Source organism: Halovulum sp. GXIMD14794, assembly GCF_054457455.1.
The window spans coordinates 236,566-252,508 of the sequence record NZ_JBTLNF010000007.1 but is presented as its reverse complement, the minus strand read 5'-3'; the positions used below and the strand labels follow the sequence as shown (position 1 = coordinate 252,508).

At 66.4% G+C, this 15,943-nt stretch carries 11 protein-coding genes and 1 tRNA gene; 7 read left to right on the top strand and 5 right to left on the bottom strand.

Features of this window, described 5'->3' with window-relative positions; genetic code table 11:
- Nucleotides 1-86: 86 nt before the first annotated feature.
- The 7 genes from ACW9UR_RS18390 (at nt 87) to ACW9UR_RS18360 (ending at nt 10,045) form a co-directional block, all read left to right on the top strand.
- Nucleotides 87-755 carry a sugar transferase gene (locus ACW9UR_RS18390; protein ID WP_458918508.1) on the top strand — a complete coding sequence of 223 codons (669 nt, stop codon included), beginning with the start codon at nt 87-89 and terminating at the stop codon, nt 753-755.
- Between the two features lie 78 nt (nt 756-833).
- Nucleotides 834-910, top strand: a tRNA-Arg gene (locus tag ACW9UR_RS18385).
- Between the two features lie 45 nt (nt 911-955).
- Nucleotides 956-1,816 carry a tetratricopeptide repeat protein gene (locus ACW9UR_RS18380; protein WP_458918507.1) on the top strand — a complete coding sequence of 287 codons (861 nt, stop codon included), beginning with the start codon at nt 956-958 and terminating at the stop codon, nt 1,814-1,816.
- 71 nt (nt 1,817-1,887) lie between these two features.
- A complete protein-coding gene (locus ACW9UR_RS18375) occupies nt 1,888-2,481 on the top strand; it encodes a hypothetical protein (RefSeq protein ID WP_458918506.1) in 594 nt (197 codons plus the stop codon).
- 145 nt (nt 2,482-2,626) lie between these two features.
- Nucleotides 2,627-5,833, top strand: a complete 3,207-nt coding sequence (locus ACW9UR_RS18370) for a glycosyltransferase (protein ID WP_458918505.1) — start codon at nt 2,627-2,629, stop codon at nt 5,831-5,833.
- A 79-nt stretch (nt 5,834-5,912) separates the two neighbouring features.
- Nucleotides 5,913-7,346: a DUF6212 domain-containing protein gene (locus ACW9UR_RS18365; RefSeq protein WP_458918504.1), complete on the top strand. Its 1,434-nt coding sequence runs from the start codon at nt 5,913-5,915 to the stop codon at nt 7,344-7,346.
- Nucleotides 7,343-10,045: a glycosyltransferase gene (locus tag ACW9UR_RS18360; RefSeq protein WP_458918503.1), complete on the top strand. Its 2,703-nt coding sequence runs from the start codon at nt 7,343-7,345 to the stop codon at nt 10,043-10,045. The genes ACW9UR_RS18365 and ACW9UR_RS18360 overlap by 4 nt, the downstream gene beginning before the upstream one ends.
- A gap of 20 nt (nt 10,046-10,065) precedes the next feature.
- Here ACW9UR_RS18360 and ACW9UR_RS18355 read toward each other — a convergent pair whose 3' ends face one another.
- From ACW9UR_RS18355 to edd, 5 genes are read right to left on the bottom strand one after another with little or no spacing between them, the layout of a single operon-like run.
- Nucleotides 10,066-11,274 carry a pyridoxal phosphate-dependent aminotransferase gene (locus ACW9UR_RS18355; RefSeq protein ID WP_458918502.1) on the bottom strand — a complete coding sequence of 403 codons (1,209 nt, stop codon included), beginning with the start codon at nt 11,272-11,274 and terminating at the stop codon, nt 10,066-10,068.
- Entirely contained in the window at nt 11,271-12,821 is a 1,551-nt protein-coding gene (gene pgi / locus ACW9UR_RS18350) for a glucose-6-phosphate isomerase (RefSeq protein WP_458918501.1), read from the bottom strand. Before pgi ends, ACW9UR_RS18355 begins: the two co-directional genes overlap by 4 nt.
- A gap of 2 nt (nt 12,822-12,823) precedes the next feature.
- Nucleotides 12,824-13,474: a bifunctional 4-hydroxy-2-oxoglutarate aldolase/2-dehydro-3-deoxy-phosphogluconate aldolase gene (eda, locus tag ACW9UR_RS18345; RefSeq protein WP_458918500.1), complete on the bottom strand. Its 651-nt coding sequence runs from the start codon at nt 13,472-13,474 to the stop codon at nt 12,824-12,826.
- A gap of 22 nt (nt 13,475-13,496) precedes the next feature.
- Nucleotides 13,497-14,108, bottom strand: coding sequence for a pyridoxamine 5'-phosphate oxidase family protein (locus tag ACW9UR_RS18340; RefSeq protein ID WP_458918499.1), 612 nt, complete (start codon nt 14,106-14,108; stop codon nt 13,497-13,499).
- On the bottom strand, nt 14,105-15,910 hold the full coding sequence (edd, locus tag ACW9UR_RS18335) for a phosphogluconate dehydratase (protein ID WP_458918498.1): 1,806 nt from the start codon (nt 15,908-15,910) through the stop codon (nt 14,105-14,107). The genes ACW9UR_RS18340 and edd overlap by 4 nt, the downstream gene beginning before the upstream one ends.
- Nucleotides 15,911-15,943: the final 33 nt, after the last annotated feature.

Sequence of the window (15,943 nt, the reverse complement as noted above, 5' to 3'; positions counted from 1 at the left end):
GTTCGTACTTTATTAAGTAATTTCCAAAATTTTCACGATGACGAGTTCAGTAAAGCGGCAACGTGTGCCGCAGGAGCGGTATCGTGATGCAACAAATTCCCCTCACAACCTTTAGCGTTTCAACGGCCCTGCCGGGTCCGTCGCTGCGACCGTACCGGCATAGGCTAAAGCGCCTACTCGACTTGGTAGTTCTGCTGCTGACCGGGCCATTGCTGCTGCCGTTCGTGCTGCTTCTGGCGCTGCCTGCCGGGTTGAACGGTGGCCAGCCGTTCTACGGCCATACGCGGATCGGCCGTGACGGGCGACGGTTCACCTGCTGGAAGCTGCGCACCATGGCCCGGGACGCGGATGCGGTGCTCGAGGCGCACCTGGCCACCGAGCCTTCCGCGGCCGCCGAGTGGCGGCGATACCGCAAGCTCGCGCACGATCCGCGCATCACCCGGTTCGGCCGAGGGCTGCGCCGCGCCAGTCTCGACGAGTTGCCGCAACTTCTGAACGTTCTGCGTGGAGAGATGTCCCTGGTCGGGCCCCGCCCCCTGACCGAGGACGAGCTTTCGGAGTACGGCGCTGCCCGGCACGCCTATCTGCAGGTGACGCCGGGCATTACCGGGCTGTGGCAGGTCAGCGGGCGGAACGAACTCACAATGGCGCAACGCGCGGCTTTCGACATGCAGTACGTGCAGGAACTCTCGGCCTGGAAAGATCTACTGATTCTGTGCCGCACCGCGAAGGTCGTTCTGGAAGCGCGGGGCTGAGACGCCGCTGCACCAGGGGCACGCAAACCGGACAAAAGGGTTTTCACGGCAAGGACCTCGGGGTATGCGAGAGGCGGCGGCCCCGTGGCTCAATTGGATAGAGCAGCCCCCTCCTAAGGGGCAGGTTACAGGTTCGAATCCTGTCGGGGTCACCACCAAATCACGCGCCGGTCAGCGGCGCAGAATGTACGAGGAATGCATTGGCGCGGCCATATCTGCCCGTCCGGCGCGGCGCCGGCATCGTGATCTTCGAGCACCGCGAAGTTCCCGCCCACCGGCGCTGGGAATTCCACGCCGTCGCCATCAGCCCGGCCCCCGGCGCGCCGATGCAACGTACCGGTGTTGCTGCGATCGATGAAGTGGCCCTTCAGGAATGTGCCGATCTCGCGGAGCGGCTGCCGCGGCTCGAGGCGGTGCTGTCTGACATTTCGCTAACCGACGCCACCGCTGCTTCGAGGATCCTCGATGCCGGATCCGAGACCGCGTTGGTCGAGAAGTCGATGTTGTTGACCGGGACGCTCTATCTCGAGTTCCTGCGCCAGAGCCTCGTACATGAGACTGCGGTGCGCCGCTACGATGCCACTGATCCAGCAGCGCGGTTTTCGCTCGGCATGTCGGCCTCGGTGGTCGAGGGTTGTCTGAAGCGGCACGAAGTGGCCCGCGCCGAGAAGCTGGTGGACGCGGACCTGCCGCACCTGCCCGCGAACACGACCGGGCGCGAGTGGGGGCATTACTTCCGCCTCGCCGCCACCGCAAAGGAGCGGGCTGGCAAGGCGGATGAAATCGAGCCGCTGCTGCTGCGCGCGGTGCGGGCGCGGCCGGATCACGGCTCGTGGCGTCGGATCGGGCTGCTGCGTGAGGGCCGCGGAGACATGGCCGGTGCTGTCGATGCCTTCCTCGCTGCCGAACGGGTCAAGCCGCTTGAAGGGCAGCCCGCGCTTCGCCTTGGCTGGTGGCTGCAAAAGCTCGGTCGGCTCGACGAGGCTCAGACCTGGGCGCGGACCGCAGCCGAGCGGGGTGCGGAAGGCGCCGACAAGTTGCTTGGATTAATAGAGAAATAATCTTAGCCTGCATGGTGGAGGAATGTTCGCGCCGGGGGGCGCGGGCGCTGGGACCATGTCAGGTATTTTGTATGTTGATTTCGTTACAGGCGGGGCTGGCGTATCTCGCCGCACCGAAGACCGGCTCGACGGCGATCGAGGACCAGTTGCGTCCGGTGTCGAGTATCATTCTGCAGGGCAACGCGCACACGAAACATCTGAACGTCAGGGAATACCGGTCGCTGGTGCAGCCGTTGCTGGATCATGTCCATGCACCGACGATCGAGCTCTGCGCGGTCATGCGTCATCCGATGGACTGGATCCGGTCCTGGTACCGTTATCGGCAGCGGGAAAACGAAAACCCCGAGTTCTCGACCCGTGACATCGAGTTCGAGACTTTTGTCGAGGGGTTCCTGCAGGACGAGAAGCCGACCTATACGCACTACATCGGCAACCAGTACGACTTCCTGCGTGACGAGGATGGCGAAGTTCGCATCGATCACCTGTTCCGGTACGACGACATCGCGGCGTTTCACCAATTCCTCGAGGAGCGTTTCGGGCGGGAGTTCGAGTTCAAGCAGCTCAACGTATCGCCGAAGGTGGACGTGGTAATCTCGGTCGATGCGCAAATGCGTATAGAACGGGCATTCAAGGCCGACTACGAGCTTTATCGTACCCTCGAGTGACCCGGTAACACCGGCGGAAATCAAAGGAATTTGTCCGAGCCCCATGCGGGGCTGGAAATCGGTCACGTGCTGTCGCATACGGTTTGCGCCGGTGCTTCGGCACGATTGACCGCCCGATGCGCGATCGGGTGGAGAGGGAGAGTTCATGCGGATCTGTTTCGTCGCCCTTGAGGTTCTCGGCCCCTTCAGTGGAGGCGGGATCGCGACGGCCCTTGCGGGTCAGGCTGAGCATCATGCCCGCGAGCATGACGTCACAGTACTTTATGTTCATCCGAACCTATCTGCCGAGGATGCCCCCAAGTGGGAAGACTATTACGCGGAACGGAACATCCGCTTCGTGCGCGCGGATTTCGACACGTTCTACCCGCAGGACAACATCCCGAAACGCTCGTTCGCCGTTAAGGAGTTTCTGGAGGCGTGGGACCAAGAGTTCGACGTGATCTTCTTCCACGATTACCTGGGTCTTGGCTACTACACCTGCCTTGCGCGGCAGCTGGGCCTCGGGTTCGCGAACACCCGCCTTGGGACCGTGATCCACGGCCCGTCGGACTGGGCGCGCTCACTGAACATGGTGACGACACAGCCCACCGACATCACGCTCTATGAGATGGAGCGCAAGCAGGCGGAGTACTCGGATTTCGTCGTCGCCCCCAGCCAGCACATTCTCGACTGGTGCACCGAGGCCGGTTGGACTCTGCCCGCAGACACGCGGCCGATCAGCAACCTGCTGCCCGAACGAGTGGAACTGCATACCGGCCTGAATCAGGGCGATCTGGTGACCGGCATCGACGAGATCTGCTATTTCGGCCGGCTCGAAATTCGGAAGGGGTTCTTCACCTTCCTCGACGCCATCAAGTACATGCACAAGCACAAGCTGCGGCTACCGAAGAAGATCACCTTCCTTGGCGGGTTCTGCAGCAACTCGGACCGGAATTCGGCCAGTACGGTGCTGGAATATGCGCAGGACTGGGATTGCGAGATCCAGTTCCTGAACAACTACGACCACGAGTCGGCGATCACCTACCTGGTGCGCAACCGCCCTCTGACCGTCGTGCCTTCGGCGGACGAGTCCTTCGGTCTGACTGCCTATGAATGCCTGAGTTTCGGGGTGCCGGTTCTGTTCTCGGATCGTGGCGCCCTGTCAACGCTGCCGGCGATGCCCGAGCGTGATGCGATCCTGGTGCCACCGCGCGCGAACGACCTAGCGCGGCGCATGTCGGACGCCCTGGACCAAGGCATGGTGATCGGCGCCATCGACCCGATGCACCTGAAAGCCGAAGAGGACTGGGACAGGCTGCTTGCCGACCAGGCGGCCGCGCCGACGGCGGTGGACTCCTGGGGCCGCACGGTGTCGCTGGACGGACCGCCGTCGAAGGATGTGCTGCGGCCCGACCCGGCACCGCTGGTCTCGGTGATCCTTGTGCACCACAACCGGCCCAAGACGTTGGCCGGGGCGCTCAGTAGCGTTCTGGCGCAGACCTACGAAAATATCGAGGTCGTCATCGTCGACGATGGCAGCCGGCAGGCGAATTACCGCGCGGTCGAAGCGCTCGTCGAGCAATCGGGCGATCCTCGGGTCCGTGTCGTGCGGCAGCAGAACCGCTACCTGGGTGCTGCGCGGAACTTCGGCGTGTCACATGCGAAGGGCGATTACTTCCTGTTCATGGACGACGACAATTTCGCCCTGCCCGAAGAGGTCGAGACCTTCGTGAAAGTCGCGGTGGCGACCGGGGCGGACGTGCTGAACACGGTCTCGCGCCTGTTCCGCTCGGCGGGCGAGGACCGTTTGGCCTACGACCTGTATCTTCCGGTGGGCCCGTCACTGCCGCTGGCGCTCTACGGAAATACATTCGGTGACGCCAACGCACTGGTCAGCCGGCGGATATTCGAAAAGATCGGCGGCTTCACCGAGGAATTCGCCCAGGGCTGCGAGGACTATGAGTTCTTCAACCGCGCCTTCATTGCGGGTGCGCAGATGCAGCTGGTCCCGGAGCTGATCTTCGACTACCGCGCCGAAGAGAACAGCATGATGGACGAGCTGAACTCCGGCAAATACATCATCAACCAGATGCGCGGCGTTCGCCCCCTTTTCGAAAGCCGGCGCGCCGTCGATCTGGCTCAGATGCGCGGGATATTCCGCGTCGGCTTCTTCCACGGCGTGAACGACGAGTACGCCTACTGGACGGAGCGCAGCCTCGAACGCCGCCGCTTCCCGGACATCGAGAAGCAGCTTGCAAACCTGCGCTACCGGCCCAACAGCACTGAGGCACGGGAGCTGATCGCCAAGCTGATCGCCGCCTATGGCCGCATCCGCGAGGCGCTGGGCTTCATGGAGCGCAACACCATCACGCCTGACGACACCATGTTGCGTGAGATGCATACGCTTCTGGCCCGGCACGACCGCCGCGCGTCAAACCGGGGCTACCAGCGCAACGGCATAACCAACAGCGCTTTCGAGTTCTGGGCGCTGGGTACGCGGCATGAGCGGATAGACCCGTATCAGTACGTCGCCAACGATTGGCTAGTGCCCTCGTCGAAGCGTCGCGGTGCGCTTGTCGTCAGCCAGGAGCAGGACAACGCGCTGTTCCCGATGACCCACAGCCGCAGCGCGAAGTACATGCGCCTTTACAGTGCGCGTCCGGATCCGGAGGGGTATTGTTTCCTGGTTCAGCGGATGGCGGATATCGGCCGGCTGATGGAGAGCGAGGTCGACCTCTCGATGCTGGCGCGGACCAGCTATCCGGGGCAGCTGAACGTCTTTCTGCGTGTGACCTATGAGCATGGTACCGAAAATTTCGTCGACATCTGGCCGCAGACCCAGAGCTGGATCAACGAGGACTGGAAGCGTGTAAACCTCCGCTTCGACCTGACCAACTACCGGCTCGACGAGACCAGCCCGACCTCCTACATCAGCCTCTTCATCCGTGTGCCGGTCAGCGACATCGCCACACTGGACCTGACCGACGTGGTTGTCGTCCCGCATGGCGAGGGTGTGACGGTCGAGCCTTATATCCGCGAGAATGAGCGGGTCCGTGCCGAACGCCGGATGTTCGCCGCCGGCCGGGACGCGCAGTTCACGCCGCTGGGCGAACGCAATTTGCGGGTCGACCTGCCGGATGCGCAGAGCGATCGCCTGTGGGACCTGAGCCGGATTTATCTGCGCTCGAGCCCGGTGCTGGCGCTGGCCGACGGCGGGTTCCTTGAGGTCGCGGTGGAAAGCGCCGAGCGGCGCCCTGACCCGGAGAACCCGGACGGACCCGGCTACATTCACGTCGTGGTCGACCGGGAAGTCGGGCAGCCCGGCACCGCGATGGAGGATTTCATGATCCTTACCAGTTATCTGAGGGATTGAGCGGCCCGGCCTGGGCTGGTCGCGCCCGGGCCGACCTGCTAGGACACGGCGACACTGATCCGCAAGAGGCTTCGCAGGCATGAACGCACCGCATTCTCCTGCCCCGGACGCACCCGTGCTGGTGGTCAGCGACGCGCTTTTGCCGTCCTCGCCGCTGCCGGGGGTCGTGGCGCTGCCGCTGGGCGCGTGGCGCGCCACTCTGATCCCCTTGGGCGGCGCCGGTGGCGCTCCGGGGCTGGCGCTTGGCGACCAGACGGTTCTGGGCCTGTGCGTGACCGACGAGGACGCAGCGACTCTGGACGGTGATCCGGCGCTGTCGGCGCTGGTTTCTGCCGCCGGAATCCCGGTGCGGCGCCTGGAGGGTGCAGGCGGGCTTGCTGCCGTCGCGCTGGAACTGTTGACGGAGCGTTACCGTTCGACGGTTCTGCAGGGCGCCGCCGACCGCGCCGCGCTGGCGGAGCTGCGCGCCGCGCACATGCAGATGCAGACCGATCATGCCGAGCTGGAGCGCTGGGTCTGGGACGCGCTTGCGCCCAAGCACAAGCTGGCGCGCAACTGGCCCGCCACCTCCGACACTGTAGCCCTGCATCAAGGCACCGTCCTGCGCCAACCGCTGCCGGTTCCTGCGCGGGGCATCGGCTCCATCGACGTGCATCTGGCGGCCTCGGCTCCGGCCGGCGTGCGGATCGGCTTGCGCCTCGTGCGACCGGGCGGTCCCGCATTCGAGGGGGCGGTGGCCGAGATAGATGTCGCCGAAGGGCACGCGGGTTGGCTGCGCCTGACGCTGCCGCGAGCGCCCGGCGGAATGCCTGAGGACGCGGAGCTGGAGCTGGAGCTTCTGTGCGGCGACAGCGTTGATTTGTCGCTCGCGCCCGAGACCCCGTTTGCCGATTGCCTTGCGCACACAGAGGATGGACCGCTGGCTCGTCCGCTGGCGCTGCGCGTCTATCAGACCCTACCGCGCATGCCTGCGCCACCGCTCCATGATCCGCGTGAGGTGCTTCCAGCAGATGGACGGACCCGGATGGTTCAGCCGGGCGATCTGGGCAAGCCGGTGCAGTTGCCCTACTGGCGTGGCCGCGTGCGCCGCAGCTTGAGAACCTATCCGGACCACACCGAAGTTGCCTATTGGGACCGCGAGGATGCCCATATGGTGCACCCTTCGACCCGCCGCCCGGTGGTCGCGAAAGTTCCAGGCCTGACCGTCGAGCAGCTGGTACAGCTGCGCGCGGTGGTGCAGATCTCGCGGCACGACACGATGCAGATCGCCTTCGCGATCGGCGCGGTTCCGGCGGGCTCGGTCGGCTCTGTCGAAGAGGCGCTTGGCCACCTCGGCCAGTGGGTCCACCTGCTGCCCGCGGAATGGGGCGAGGTATGGTACGAGCCGCCGGTGGCGCTCAGTGGTAAGGTCGATCTGCTGCTCGCGACCGCGATGCCGAACATGCCGTTTAATCGCAACGCCCAGGCGCTGTTCCACGCCTATCGGCTGACCACGCGGGCCGCGTCCGTATGAGCCCGCGCGTTGCGGTCATCGTTCCTGTCTTCCGCCACAGCGCGTTAGCCGACGAGGCCATCGCCAGCGCCCTGGCGCTGGACGATCGGGTAACCGTCATCGCGGTCGATGACGGATGCCCGAACACCGAGACTCGGCTGACGCTGGAAGGCTGGAAGGCCGCGCATCCCGAACGTTTTCACCGGCTGCACCAGGCGAACCGGGGCCTTTCGGGCGCGCGGAATGCGGGGATCGACTTCGCCCTGTCGCGCTATCCGGATCTCGAGGCTGTGTTTCCGCTCGACGCCGACAACCGGCTTGATCCGCATGCTATGGACCTGTTCGCTCATTTGCTCGAAACCGAGCCGCAGGCCGACTGGTTCTACCCGAACTTCGACATGTTCGGGTTGGCCGGCAGCTTCCACAACGGCGGGCCGTTCTCGCTGGCCCGGATGGCCGAGTCCAACCATTGCGAGGCCGGCAGCCTGATCCGGCGACGGATGCTGGATGCCGGGCTGCGCTTTTCCGAGGATATGCGATCGGGCTACGAGGATTGGGAATTCTGGCTGAAGGCTGCCGGCGCCGGGTTCCGGGGGAAGCCGGTGGCGCAGTCCTTTTTCCGGTACCGCAAGCGGCCCGAGAGCATGCTTTCGGGGTCGCATGACATGAACGCCACCTTGCGGGGCGAGATCCGGCGGCGGCACGGCTGGCTCTATGACCGTGACGGCGTCGTGCGGGCCGCGGCCGAAGACGCCCCGTTCTATGCCGTGATCGAGACCGAAGACCCCCGGCGGATGGCGCTTTGCACGGATCCCCAGCGGGCAGTTCCGCTCGAGGAGACCACTCTGATCCGGGAGTTCCTCGCCTCTCGTGCGCGTCCCGGGCAGGAGCCAAGGCAGATCGCGTGGGTATTCGCGCGCCCCGGCGCGTTAGCGACCTTGAGAGAGACAGGGTTGGCGACATCGGCCTTCTGGCACCTTCATGCCGGTCTCGAAAGTGCCGATCTTTCGGCTTTGCGCATACGCCGGCATCCGGACGGGCAGCGAAGGGTCTCGACACGTCAGCCAGCGATCCCGCCTTCGAAGCGGGAGCGGGACCGCCCCTGGAAGAAGCGCGAGCGGCAGTTGGCGGATGAGGACTATGCCGCGGCTCGCGCGCGGCAGTACGAGGCGATGCAGGAAGCCGACCTGCTGATGATCCGCGTCCGGAGCATGTCGGACATCGCCTTCCCGAACTTCAAGCGCGAGGAGCGGGCGCAGCAGAGCATCCGCCGCGCGATCGATGGAGCCAAGGTGACCGAGATCACCGTGGAACTCGAACAAGCCCCCGAGCGCGACGGCGGCGCACCGCTCGATTCGATGCTCAACCTGATGCGCAAGCTGCGCTCGGAGGATCGCCAGAACGCCGGCTATTGGGAGGCGCAGCGGAGCTGGCGCGCCGATCCCGCGGTGACCGGCCCCGCGAACATGAATTGGGCGCTGCGGAACCATTCAATGGGCGGCGTGCCGCTGCCTCATGTCCCCGCGCGGGGGCGGCATATCGGCTTTGTCGTGCCGATTTTCCAGTTCGGCGGCGTCGAGAAATGCGTGGTGGCGCTGGCGGATGCCCTGAAGCGTCAGGGCGTGCACTGCCACCTGTTTGTCTATGGCAATGCACCGATGGCCGGGAACGAGTGGCTGACTGCGCCGTTCGCGACGGTCCACCAAGTCTCGGACTCGAAGCTGAGAGATTGGCGCGGCGCGCAGTACTTGGGCACCAACCTGGCTGCCACGCCGCCTGAGTGGCTGCTCAAGAGCATGCTGGGGCCGCTTTCCGGAATGGATGCTGTGATCACGACTGGCAGCGCGGCGCTGTTCCACGGGCTGGGCGCGTTGCGTGCGAAAGGCATACTGACGCTGAGCTACGAACACCTGCTGGAGACCGGCGGCTACGGCCGCGCCTACGGGACGCCCTACTTGGGCGTGGCCTACGAGGGCGGGCTGGACATGATCCTGACCTGCTCGCGCCGGTTGGCGGACTGGATGCACGGGCAGGGCGTGCCGAGCGCGAAGCTGTTGCCCATCCCGAACGGGCCCGGCTTCCCGATGTCGCCCGAGGCTGTGCAGGCGGCGCTTGACGCGCGGGCCGCACGGCCTGCAGGTGCGCCGCTGCGCGTCGGCTTCCTCGGGCGGCTGGACGAGCAAAAGGGCGCGGACCGGTATCTGGAAATCGCGCGTGCCTGCGCGGACCTGCCGATCGAGTTCTCGATCACCGGCAAGGAGGTGATCGAACGGCAGGGCGGGTTGCGCGTCCCCGACAGTGTCGTGCGGCACCCGGCGGCCTATGGTATCGACGAGTTGGTCGAGGCCTTTGCGCGGATCGACGTGCTGCTCATGCCCTCGCGCGACGAAGGGTTGCCGCTGACGATTATGGAGGCGCAGCGTGTCGGCGTGATCCCGGTGGCGACGGATGTCGGCGCGGTGGCCGAAGCGATCCGCGACGGCGAGACCGGTTTTCTTGTCGAATACCACGATGTAGCCGCCCGCATGACCGCACTGCTGCGGCAGCTGGCGGCCGAGCCGGACCTGCGCGCCCGCGTGGCGGGGCAGGCCGCCGGCCCCGAGGGACGGTGGGAGGCCAATGCGCGGGCCTTGATGGAGGCGCTTGAGCCCCGTTTCGCGGCCCGTGATTCAGCGGAATCGCGGCAAGCCGCGATAGGTCGATCAGCTTCCGCCCCCTGAGCGGGGGCGCAAGCGGCTGTTCAGCGTTCGAGGCTTTCGAGGAAGGCAGACAGGCGGTTCATTGCTTCGTCAAGCTCGGCGTCTGAGGCAGCGAAGGTCATTCGCATGTAGGGGCTGGCACCGAAACCTGCGCCGCCGACCACGGCTAGGTCGTGGCGGTCGAGCAGTGCGTCGACGAACGCGGCTTCGTCGGCGATGGTCGTGCCGTCCGGAAGGGTCGCGCCGATCCAGTCGCCGATTCCGACCCAGAGATAGAACGCTCCTTCCGGGGCTTGCACCTCGAGGCCCGGCATTGCTTGCAAGCGCGCGATCAGCCGGTCGCGGCGGGCGAGGAATGCATCGCGGCGCGCATGCACCGTCTCCAGCCCGCCGTCCAGTGCCGCCACCGCAGCCGCCTGCGCTATCGAGCAGGCGTTGGTCGTCGATTGGGATTGCAGCACCCGCATCGCCTTGATGAGCCAGGCAGGTCCGCCGCCATAGCCGATGCGCCAGCCGGTCATCGCGTAGGCCTTGGAGACGCCGTTGACCGTCAGCACCTGGTCCTTCAGCTCGGGACAGACCGCGGCCAGGGTCGCGAATTCGGTGCCCGGATAGGTCAGGTGTTCATAGATGTCGTCGCAGATCACGATAACATCCGGGCGGTCCTTCAGTACCGAGCCCAGCGCGCGCAGCTCATCCGCGGACAGCACCGCCCCCGTCGGGTTCGAAGGTGAGTTCAGCATGATTGCGCGAGTCTTCGGCGTCAGTACACCAGCAAGGGCCTGAGCCGTGGGTTTGAAGCCGGTGTTGGGGCCGCAGGCGATCTCGACCGGGGTGCCGCCGGCGAGCTTCACCATGTCCGGGTAGCTGACCCAGCAGGGCGTCGGGCAGATCACCTCGTCGCCCGCGCCGATCAGCGCGAGGATCGCGTTGAAGATCACCTGCTTGGCGCCGGTGGAAACCATCACCTGGTCCATGCCGTACGTGAGACCGTTCTCGCGCGCGAACTTGTCGATCACCGCCTGTTTCAGGCGCGGTGTCCCGTCGACCGCAGTATAGCGCGTCTGGCCGTCGCGCATCGCCTGGATGGCGGCCTCGATGATCGGCCCCGGCGTGTCGAAATCCGGCTCGCCGGTGGTCAGCGAGATCACCGGGCGTCCCGCGGCCTTGGCGGCATTGGCGCGGGCCATCGCCGCGACGGTGGGCGAGGCCGAGAACCGCGCCATGCGCGGGGCCAATCGGTCGGTCATGTACGCAGGTCCTTCAGTGCCTTGAGCAGCCCGGCGGTGGAGCCGTCCTTGGCCGACGCGTCCCCGCCTTCCACCAGCGGCAGCATTTCCTTGGCCAGTTCCTTGCCCAGCTCGACGCCCCATTGATCGAAGCTGTTGAGGCCCCAGATCGCCCCCTCGACGAAAACGCGGTGTTCGTAGAGCGCGACGATCCTGCCGAAGGTCTCGGGCGTCAGCCGGTCATAGAGCAGCATGGTCGACGGCCGGTTGCCCGGGAATACGCGGTGCGGGTTGTCAGCGGTGGGCCGGCCGATCATCAGCGCCTCGGCCTGGGCGAAGCAGTTCGCGACCAGCAGGTCATGCTGGTGCTTCAGGTCCGGCTCGTGGCCGTTGGCGGCGACCAGGAACTCGCAGGGGATCACATGCGTGCCCTGGTGGATCAGCTGGTAGAAAGCATGCTGGCCGTTGGTGCCGGGCTCGCCCCAGACCACGGGACCAGAGGCTTCGGTCAGCGTCGAGCCGTCCAGCGCCACACGCTTGCCGTTCGATTCCATGTCCAGCTGCTGCAGATAGGCGGGCAGGCGCAGCAGGCGCTGGTCATAGGGCAGCACGGCGCGGGTCGGGTAGCCGCAGACGTTGTTGTGCCAGATGCCGACAAGGCCCAGCACGACCGGCAGGTTCCGTTCCAGCGGAGCGGTGCGGAAGTGCTGGTCCATGGCGTGGCCGCCTGCGAGGAAATCGGCGAAGTTGTCCGCGCCGATGGCGATCATCAGGCTCAGGCCGATGGGCCCCCAGACCGAGTAGCGCCCGCCGACCCAATCCTCGAAGCCGAAGACGCGGGTGGGGTCGATGCCGAACGCCTCGGTCTTGTCGACGGCCGAGGAAAGCGCGGCGAAATGGCCGCCCGCGTTGTCGCCCACGGCCTCGGTCAGCCAGCGGCGGGCGGTCTCCGCATTGGTCATCGTCTCGATGGTGGTGAAGGTCTTTGAGGCGACGATCACCAGCGTGGTTTCGGGGTTCAACCCCTTCAGCACGTCATGGATATGCGCGCCGTCCACGTTCGAGACGAAATGCGTGCGCGGCCCGTCATGCCAGGGCGCCAGCGCCAGCACCGCCATGACCGGGCCAAGATCCGAGCCGCCGATCCCGATGTTCACCACGTCGGTGAACGGCTTGCCCGAGGGCGCGGCGATGCGGCCAGTGCGGATCCCGTCGGCAAAGGCCGACATGCGGCCCAGCGTCTCGCGCACGCCGGGCATCACGTCCTGGCCGTCGACCAGCACCGGGTCGTCCGAGCGGTTGCGCAGTGCGGTGTGCAGCACGGCGCGATCCTCGGTCTCGTTGATCTTCTCGCCCGCGAACATCGCGTCGCGCCGGGCCTCGACCCCGCGAGAGCGCGCGAGGTCCAGCAAGAGCTCCAGCGCGGTCGCGTCGATGCTAGTCTTGGAGAAATCCAGCAGCATGTCGTTCAGGCGGGCCGAGAACGTGTCGAACCGGGCGCCGTCGAACAAGTCCTCGATCCGGCGATCCCTGGTGGCTTCGCGGTGGGCGCGCAGCTTGTCGAACATGGTCAACGCTCCAGTTTGGCGGCCTCGCGGGCCAGTGCCTCGATGGCTGCCCAGTCGCCGGACTCCACCTTTTCGGCGGGGGCGACCCAGCTGCCCCCGGCGCAGAGCACGTTCGGCAGCGACAGGTAGTCGTTCGCGTTCTTCGGGCTGACGCCGCCGGTCGGGCAGAAGGCGATCTGCGGTAGCGGCGCGCCGATGGCCTTGAGCGCCGGAGCGCCGCCCGAACTTTCGGCGGGGAAGAACTTCAGCATGTCATAGCCGCGTTCCAGCATCGCCATCGCTTCGGTCACGGTCGACGCGCCCGCCAGCAGCGGCAGGCCGTGTTCCTCGCAGGCGGCGATCAGCGAATCCGTGGCACCCGGGGAAACCCCGAACTTGGCGCCCGCCTCGACCGCGTTGGCGACGTCCTGCGGGGTGACCAGCGTGCCCGCGCCGACGACGCCGCCGGGCACACCGGCCATGGCGCGGATCGCGTCCAGCGCGGCGGGGGTGCGCAGCGTGACCTCAAGCGCCGGAAGGCCGCCGGCGACCAGCGCCTCGGCCAGCGGGCGGGCGTGGGCGGCGTCCTTGACGACCAGCACCGGAATGATCGGGGCCAGCGCCGCCAGCTCCCGGTTCGTCGTGCTGGCCTCTTTTCCGGTGATCCGTGTCATCGCGGCGTGTCCCCTTGCGTCATTAACACATCGACCGGGCAGCGCGCCCCGGCCAGTTCTTGTCGTAGTCCGCGCCATCGATATCGGCGCGACTCATGGCCTCGAGTATCCGCCCCGGTGTCGGCAGGCCCGCGGGGTCGGCGATGCCGCCCTCCCACAGGCGCGCGCGCATCACGGCGCGGGCACATTGGAAATAGACCTCTTTCACGGCGATCACCACCACCGAGCGCGGCGCTTTGCCGTAGATCGTGAACCGTTCCAGCATCGCGGGATCGGCGGTGATCCGGGCGGTGCCGTTCACCCGGATCACGGTGCCCGATCCGGGGATAAGGAACATCAGCGAGGCGCGCGGATCACGTACGATATTGCGCAGGCTGTCGATCCGGTCGTTGCCGCGCCGGTCGGGCAGGGCGAGCGTGCGTTCGTCCAGCACCGTGACCACGGGGCCGTCGTCGCCACGCGGCGAGCCGTCGAGCCCCTCCGGCCCGATGGTGCAGAGCGCGCAGAACGGCGACGCCTCGATCCATTCGCGATACTCGGGCGTGACGTGGTCCGCGACCTTGACCGTGGACGGCGGCTTGGGCGTGCCGTAGAGCGCCTCCAGCGCCGCCGTATCCTCGATCCAGCCGGTCATAGCAGGGCGCAGGCCCCGACCTGGGCACCGCTGGCCTGATCGCGGAAAGCCTGGAACATCTCGCGGCCCATGCCGAACTGGTTGGCGGACAGGTCCGGCACCTCGACCTCGCGCTCCAACGCCGCGGGGTCCAGCACGTCCAGCGTGCCTTCGACCGCATCGACGCGCACCATGTCGCCATCGGCGATGCGGGCGATCGGGCCGCCGTCCAGCGCTTCCGGGCAGACGTGGATCGCCGAGGGCACCTTGCCGCTGGCCCCGCTCATCCGTCCATCCGTGACCAGCGCGACCTTGTGGCCGCGATCCTGCAGCACCGCGAGGATCGGCGTCAGCGAGTGCAACTCGGGCATCCCGTTGGCCTTCGGACCCTGGTAGCGGACGACGACGACCATGTCGCCGGTCAGTTGCCCGGCGCGGAAGGCGGCCTTCACCTGCTCCTGGTCAGTGAAGATGCGGGCCGGGGCCTCGATGATGTGGCGCTCGGGCGCGACGGCCGAGACCTTCATCACCCCGGTACCAAGGTTCCCCGACAGCCGCTTCATCCCGCCGGTCTTCTGGAACGGATCCGAGGCCGGGCGCAGCACCTTGTCGTTGAGCGTTTCCGCGGTGCCGTCCTCCCAGACCAGCTCGCCGTTCTTCAGCTTCGGTTCCTGAGTGTAGCGCGACAGCCCTTCGCCCATGACGGTCTTGGTGTCGGGATGCAGCAGGCCCGCGTCCAGCAACTCGCCGATCATGTAGCCGAGCCCGCCCGCCGCGTGGAAATGGTTCACGTCGGCCAGACCGTTCGGATAGACCCGCGCCATCAGCGGCGTGACGTCCGAGATGCGCGAGAAATCCTGCCAGTCCAGCACGATGCCAGTGGCACGAGCCATCGCGACCATGTGAATCAACAGGTTGGTCGAGCCGCCGGTCGCCATCAGCCCGACGATGCCGTTCACCCAAGCGCGCTCGTCGAGGATGTCGCAGACCGGCGTGTAGTCATTGCCCAGATCGCTGATCGCCAGCGCACGCTTGGCGGCCTCGGTCGTCAGTGCCTCGCGCAGCGGCGTGCCGGGGTTCACGAAGCTGGCGCCGGGCAGGTGCAGGCCCATGAACTCCATCAGCATCTGGTTGGTGTTCGCGGTGCCGTAGAACGTGCATGTGCCGGGGCCGTGATAGCTTTCCATCTCGGCCTTCATCAGCGCGTCGCGGCCGACCTCGCCGCTGGCGAATTGTTGGCGGACCTTGGCTTTCTGGTCGTTCGGCAGCCCCGAGGGCATCGGCCCGGCGGGCACGAAGACCGAGGGCACGTGACCGAAGCAGCCAGCGGCGATCACCAGCCCGGGCACGATCTTGTCGCAAATCCCCAGGTAAACGGCGGCGTCAAAACAGTTGTGGCTCATCGCGACGCCCGCGGCCATGGCGATAACGTCGCGCGAGAACAGGCTCAGTTCCATCCCCGGTTGGCCTTGGGTGACGCCGTCGCACATCGCCGGAACGCCGCCCGCGACCTGCGCCGTACCGCCGACCTCGCGCGCGGCACTCCGCAGCAGCTTGGGATAGTCCTCATAGGGCTGATGCGCCGAGAGCATGTCGTTATAGGCGGTGACGATGCCAAGGTTCCCGGCATGGCCCGAGGCCAGCCGGTCCTTGTCCTCGCCCATGGCGGCGTAGGCATGGGCCTGGTTGCCGCAACTCAGATGCGCGCGGGCCGGGCCCTCGTCGCGGGCGCGGGCCATCCGCTCCATGTAGGCGGTGCGGCGGTCGCGCGAACGCTCGATGATCTCGGCCGTTACGCTGGCTACCGTGTCGTTCAGGGTCATGTCGTCCTCTAGGTGCGTTATCAGGGCCTTGAG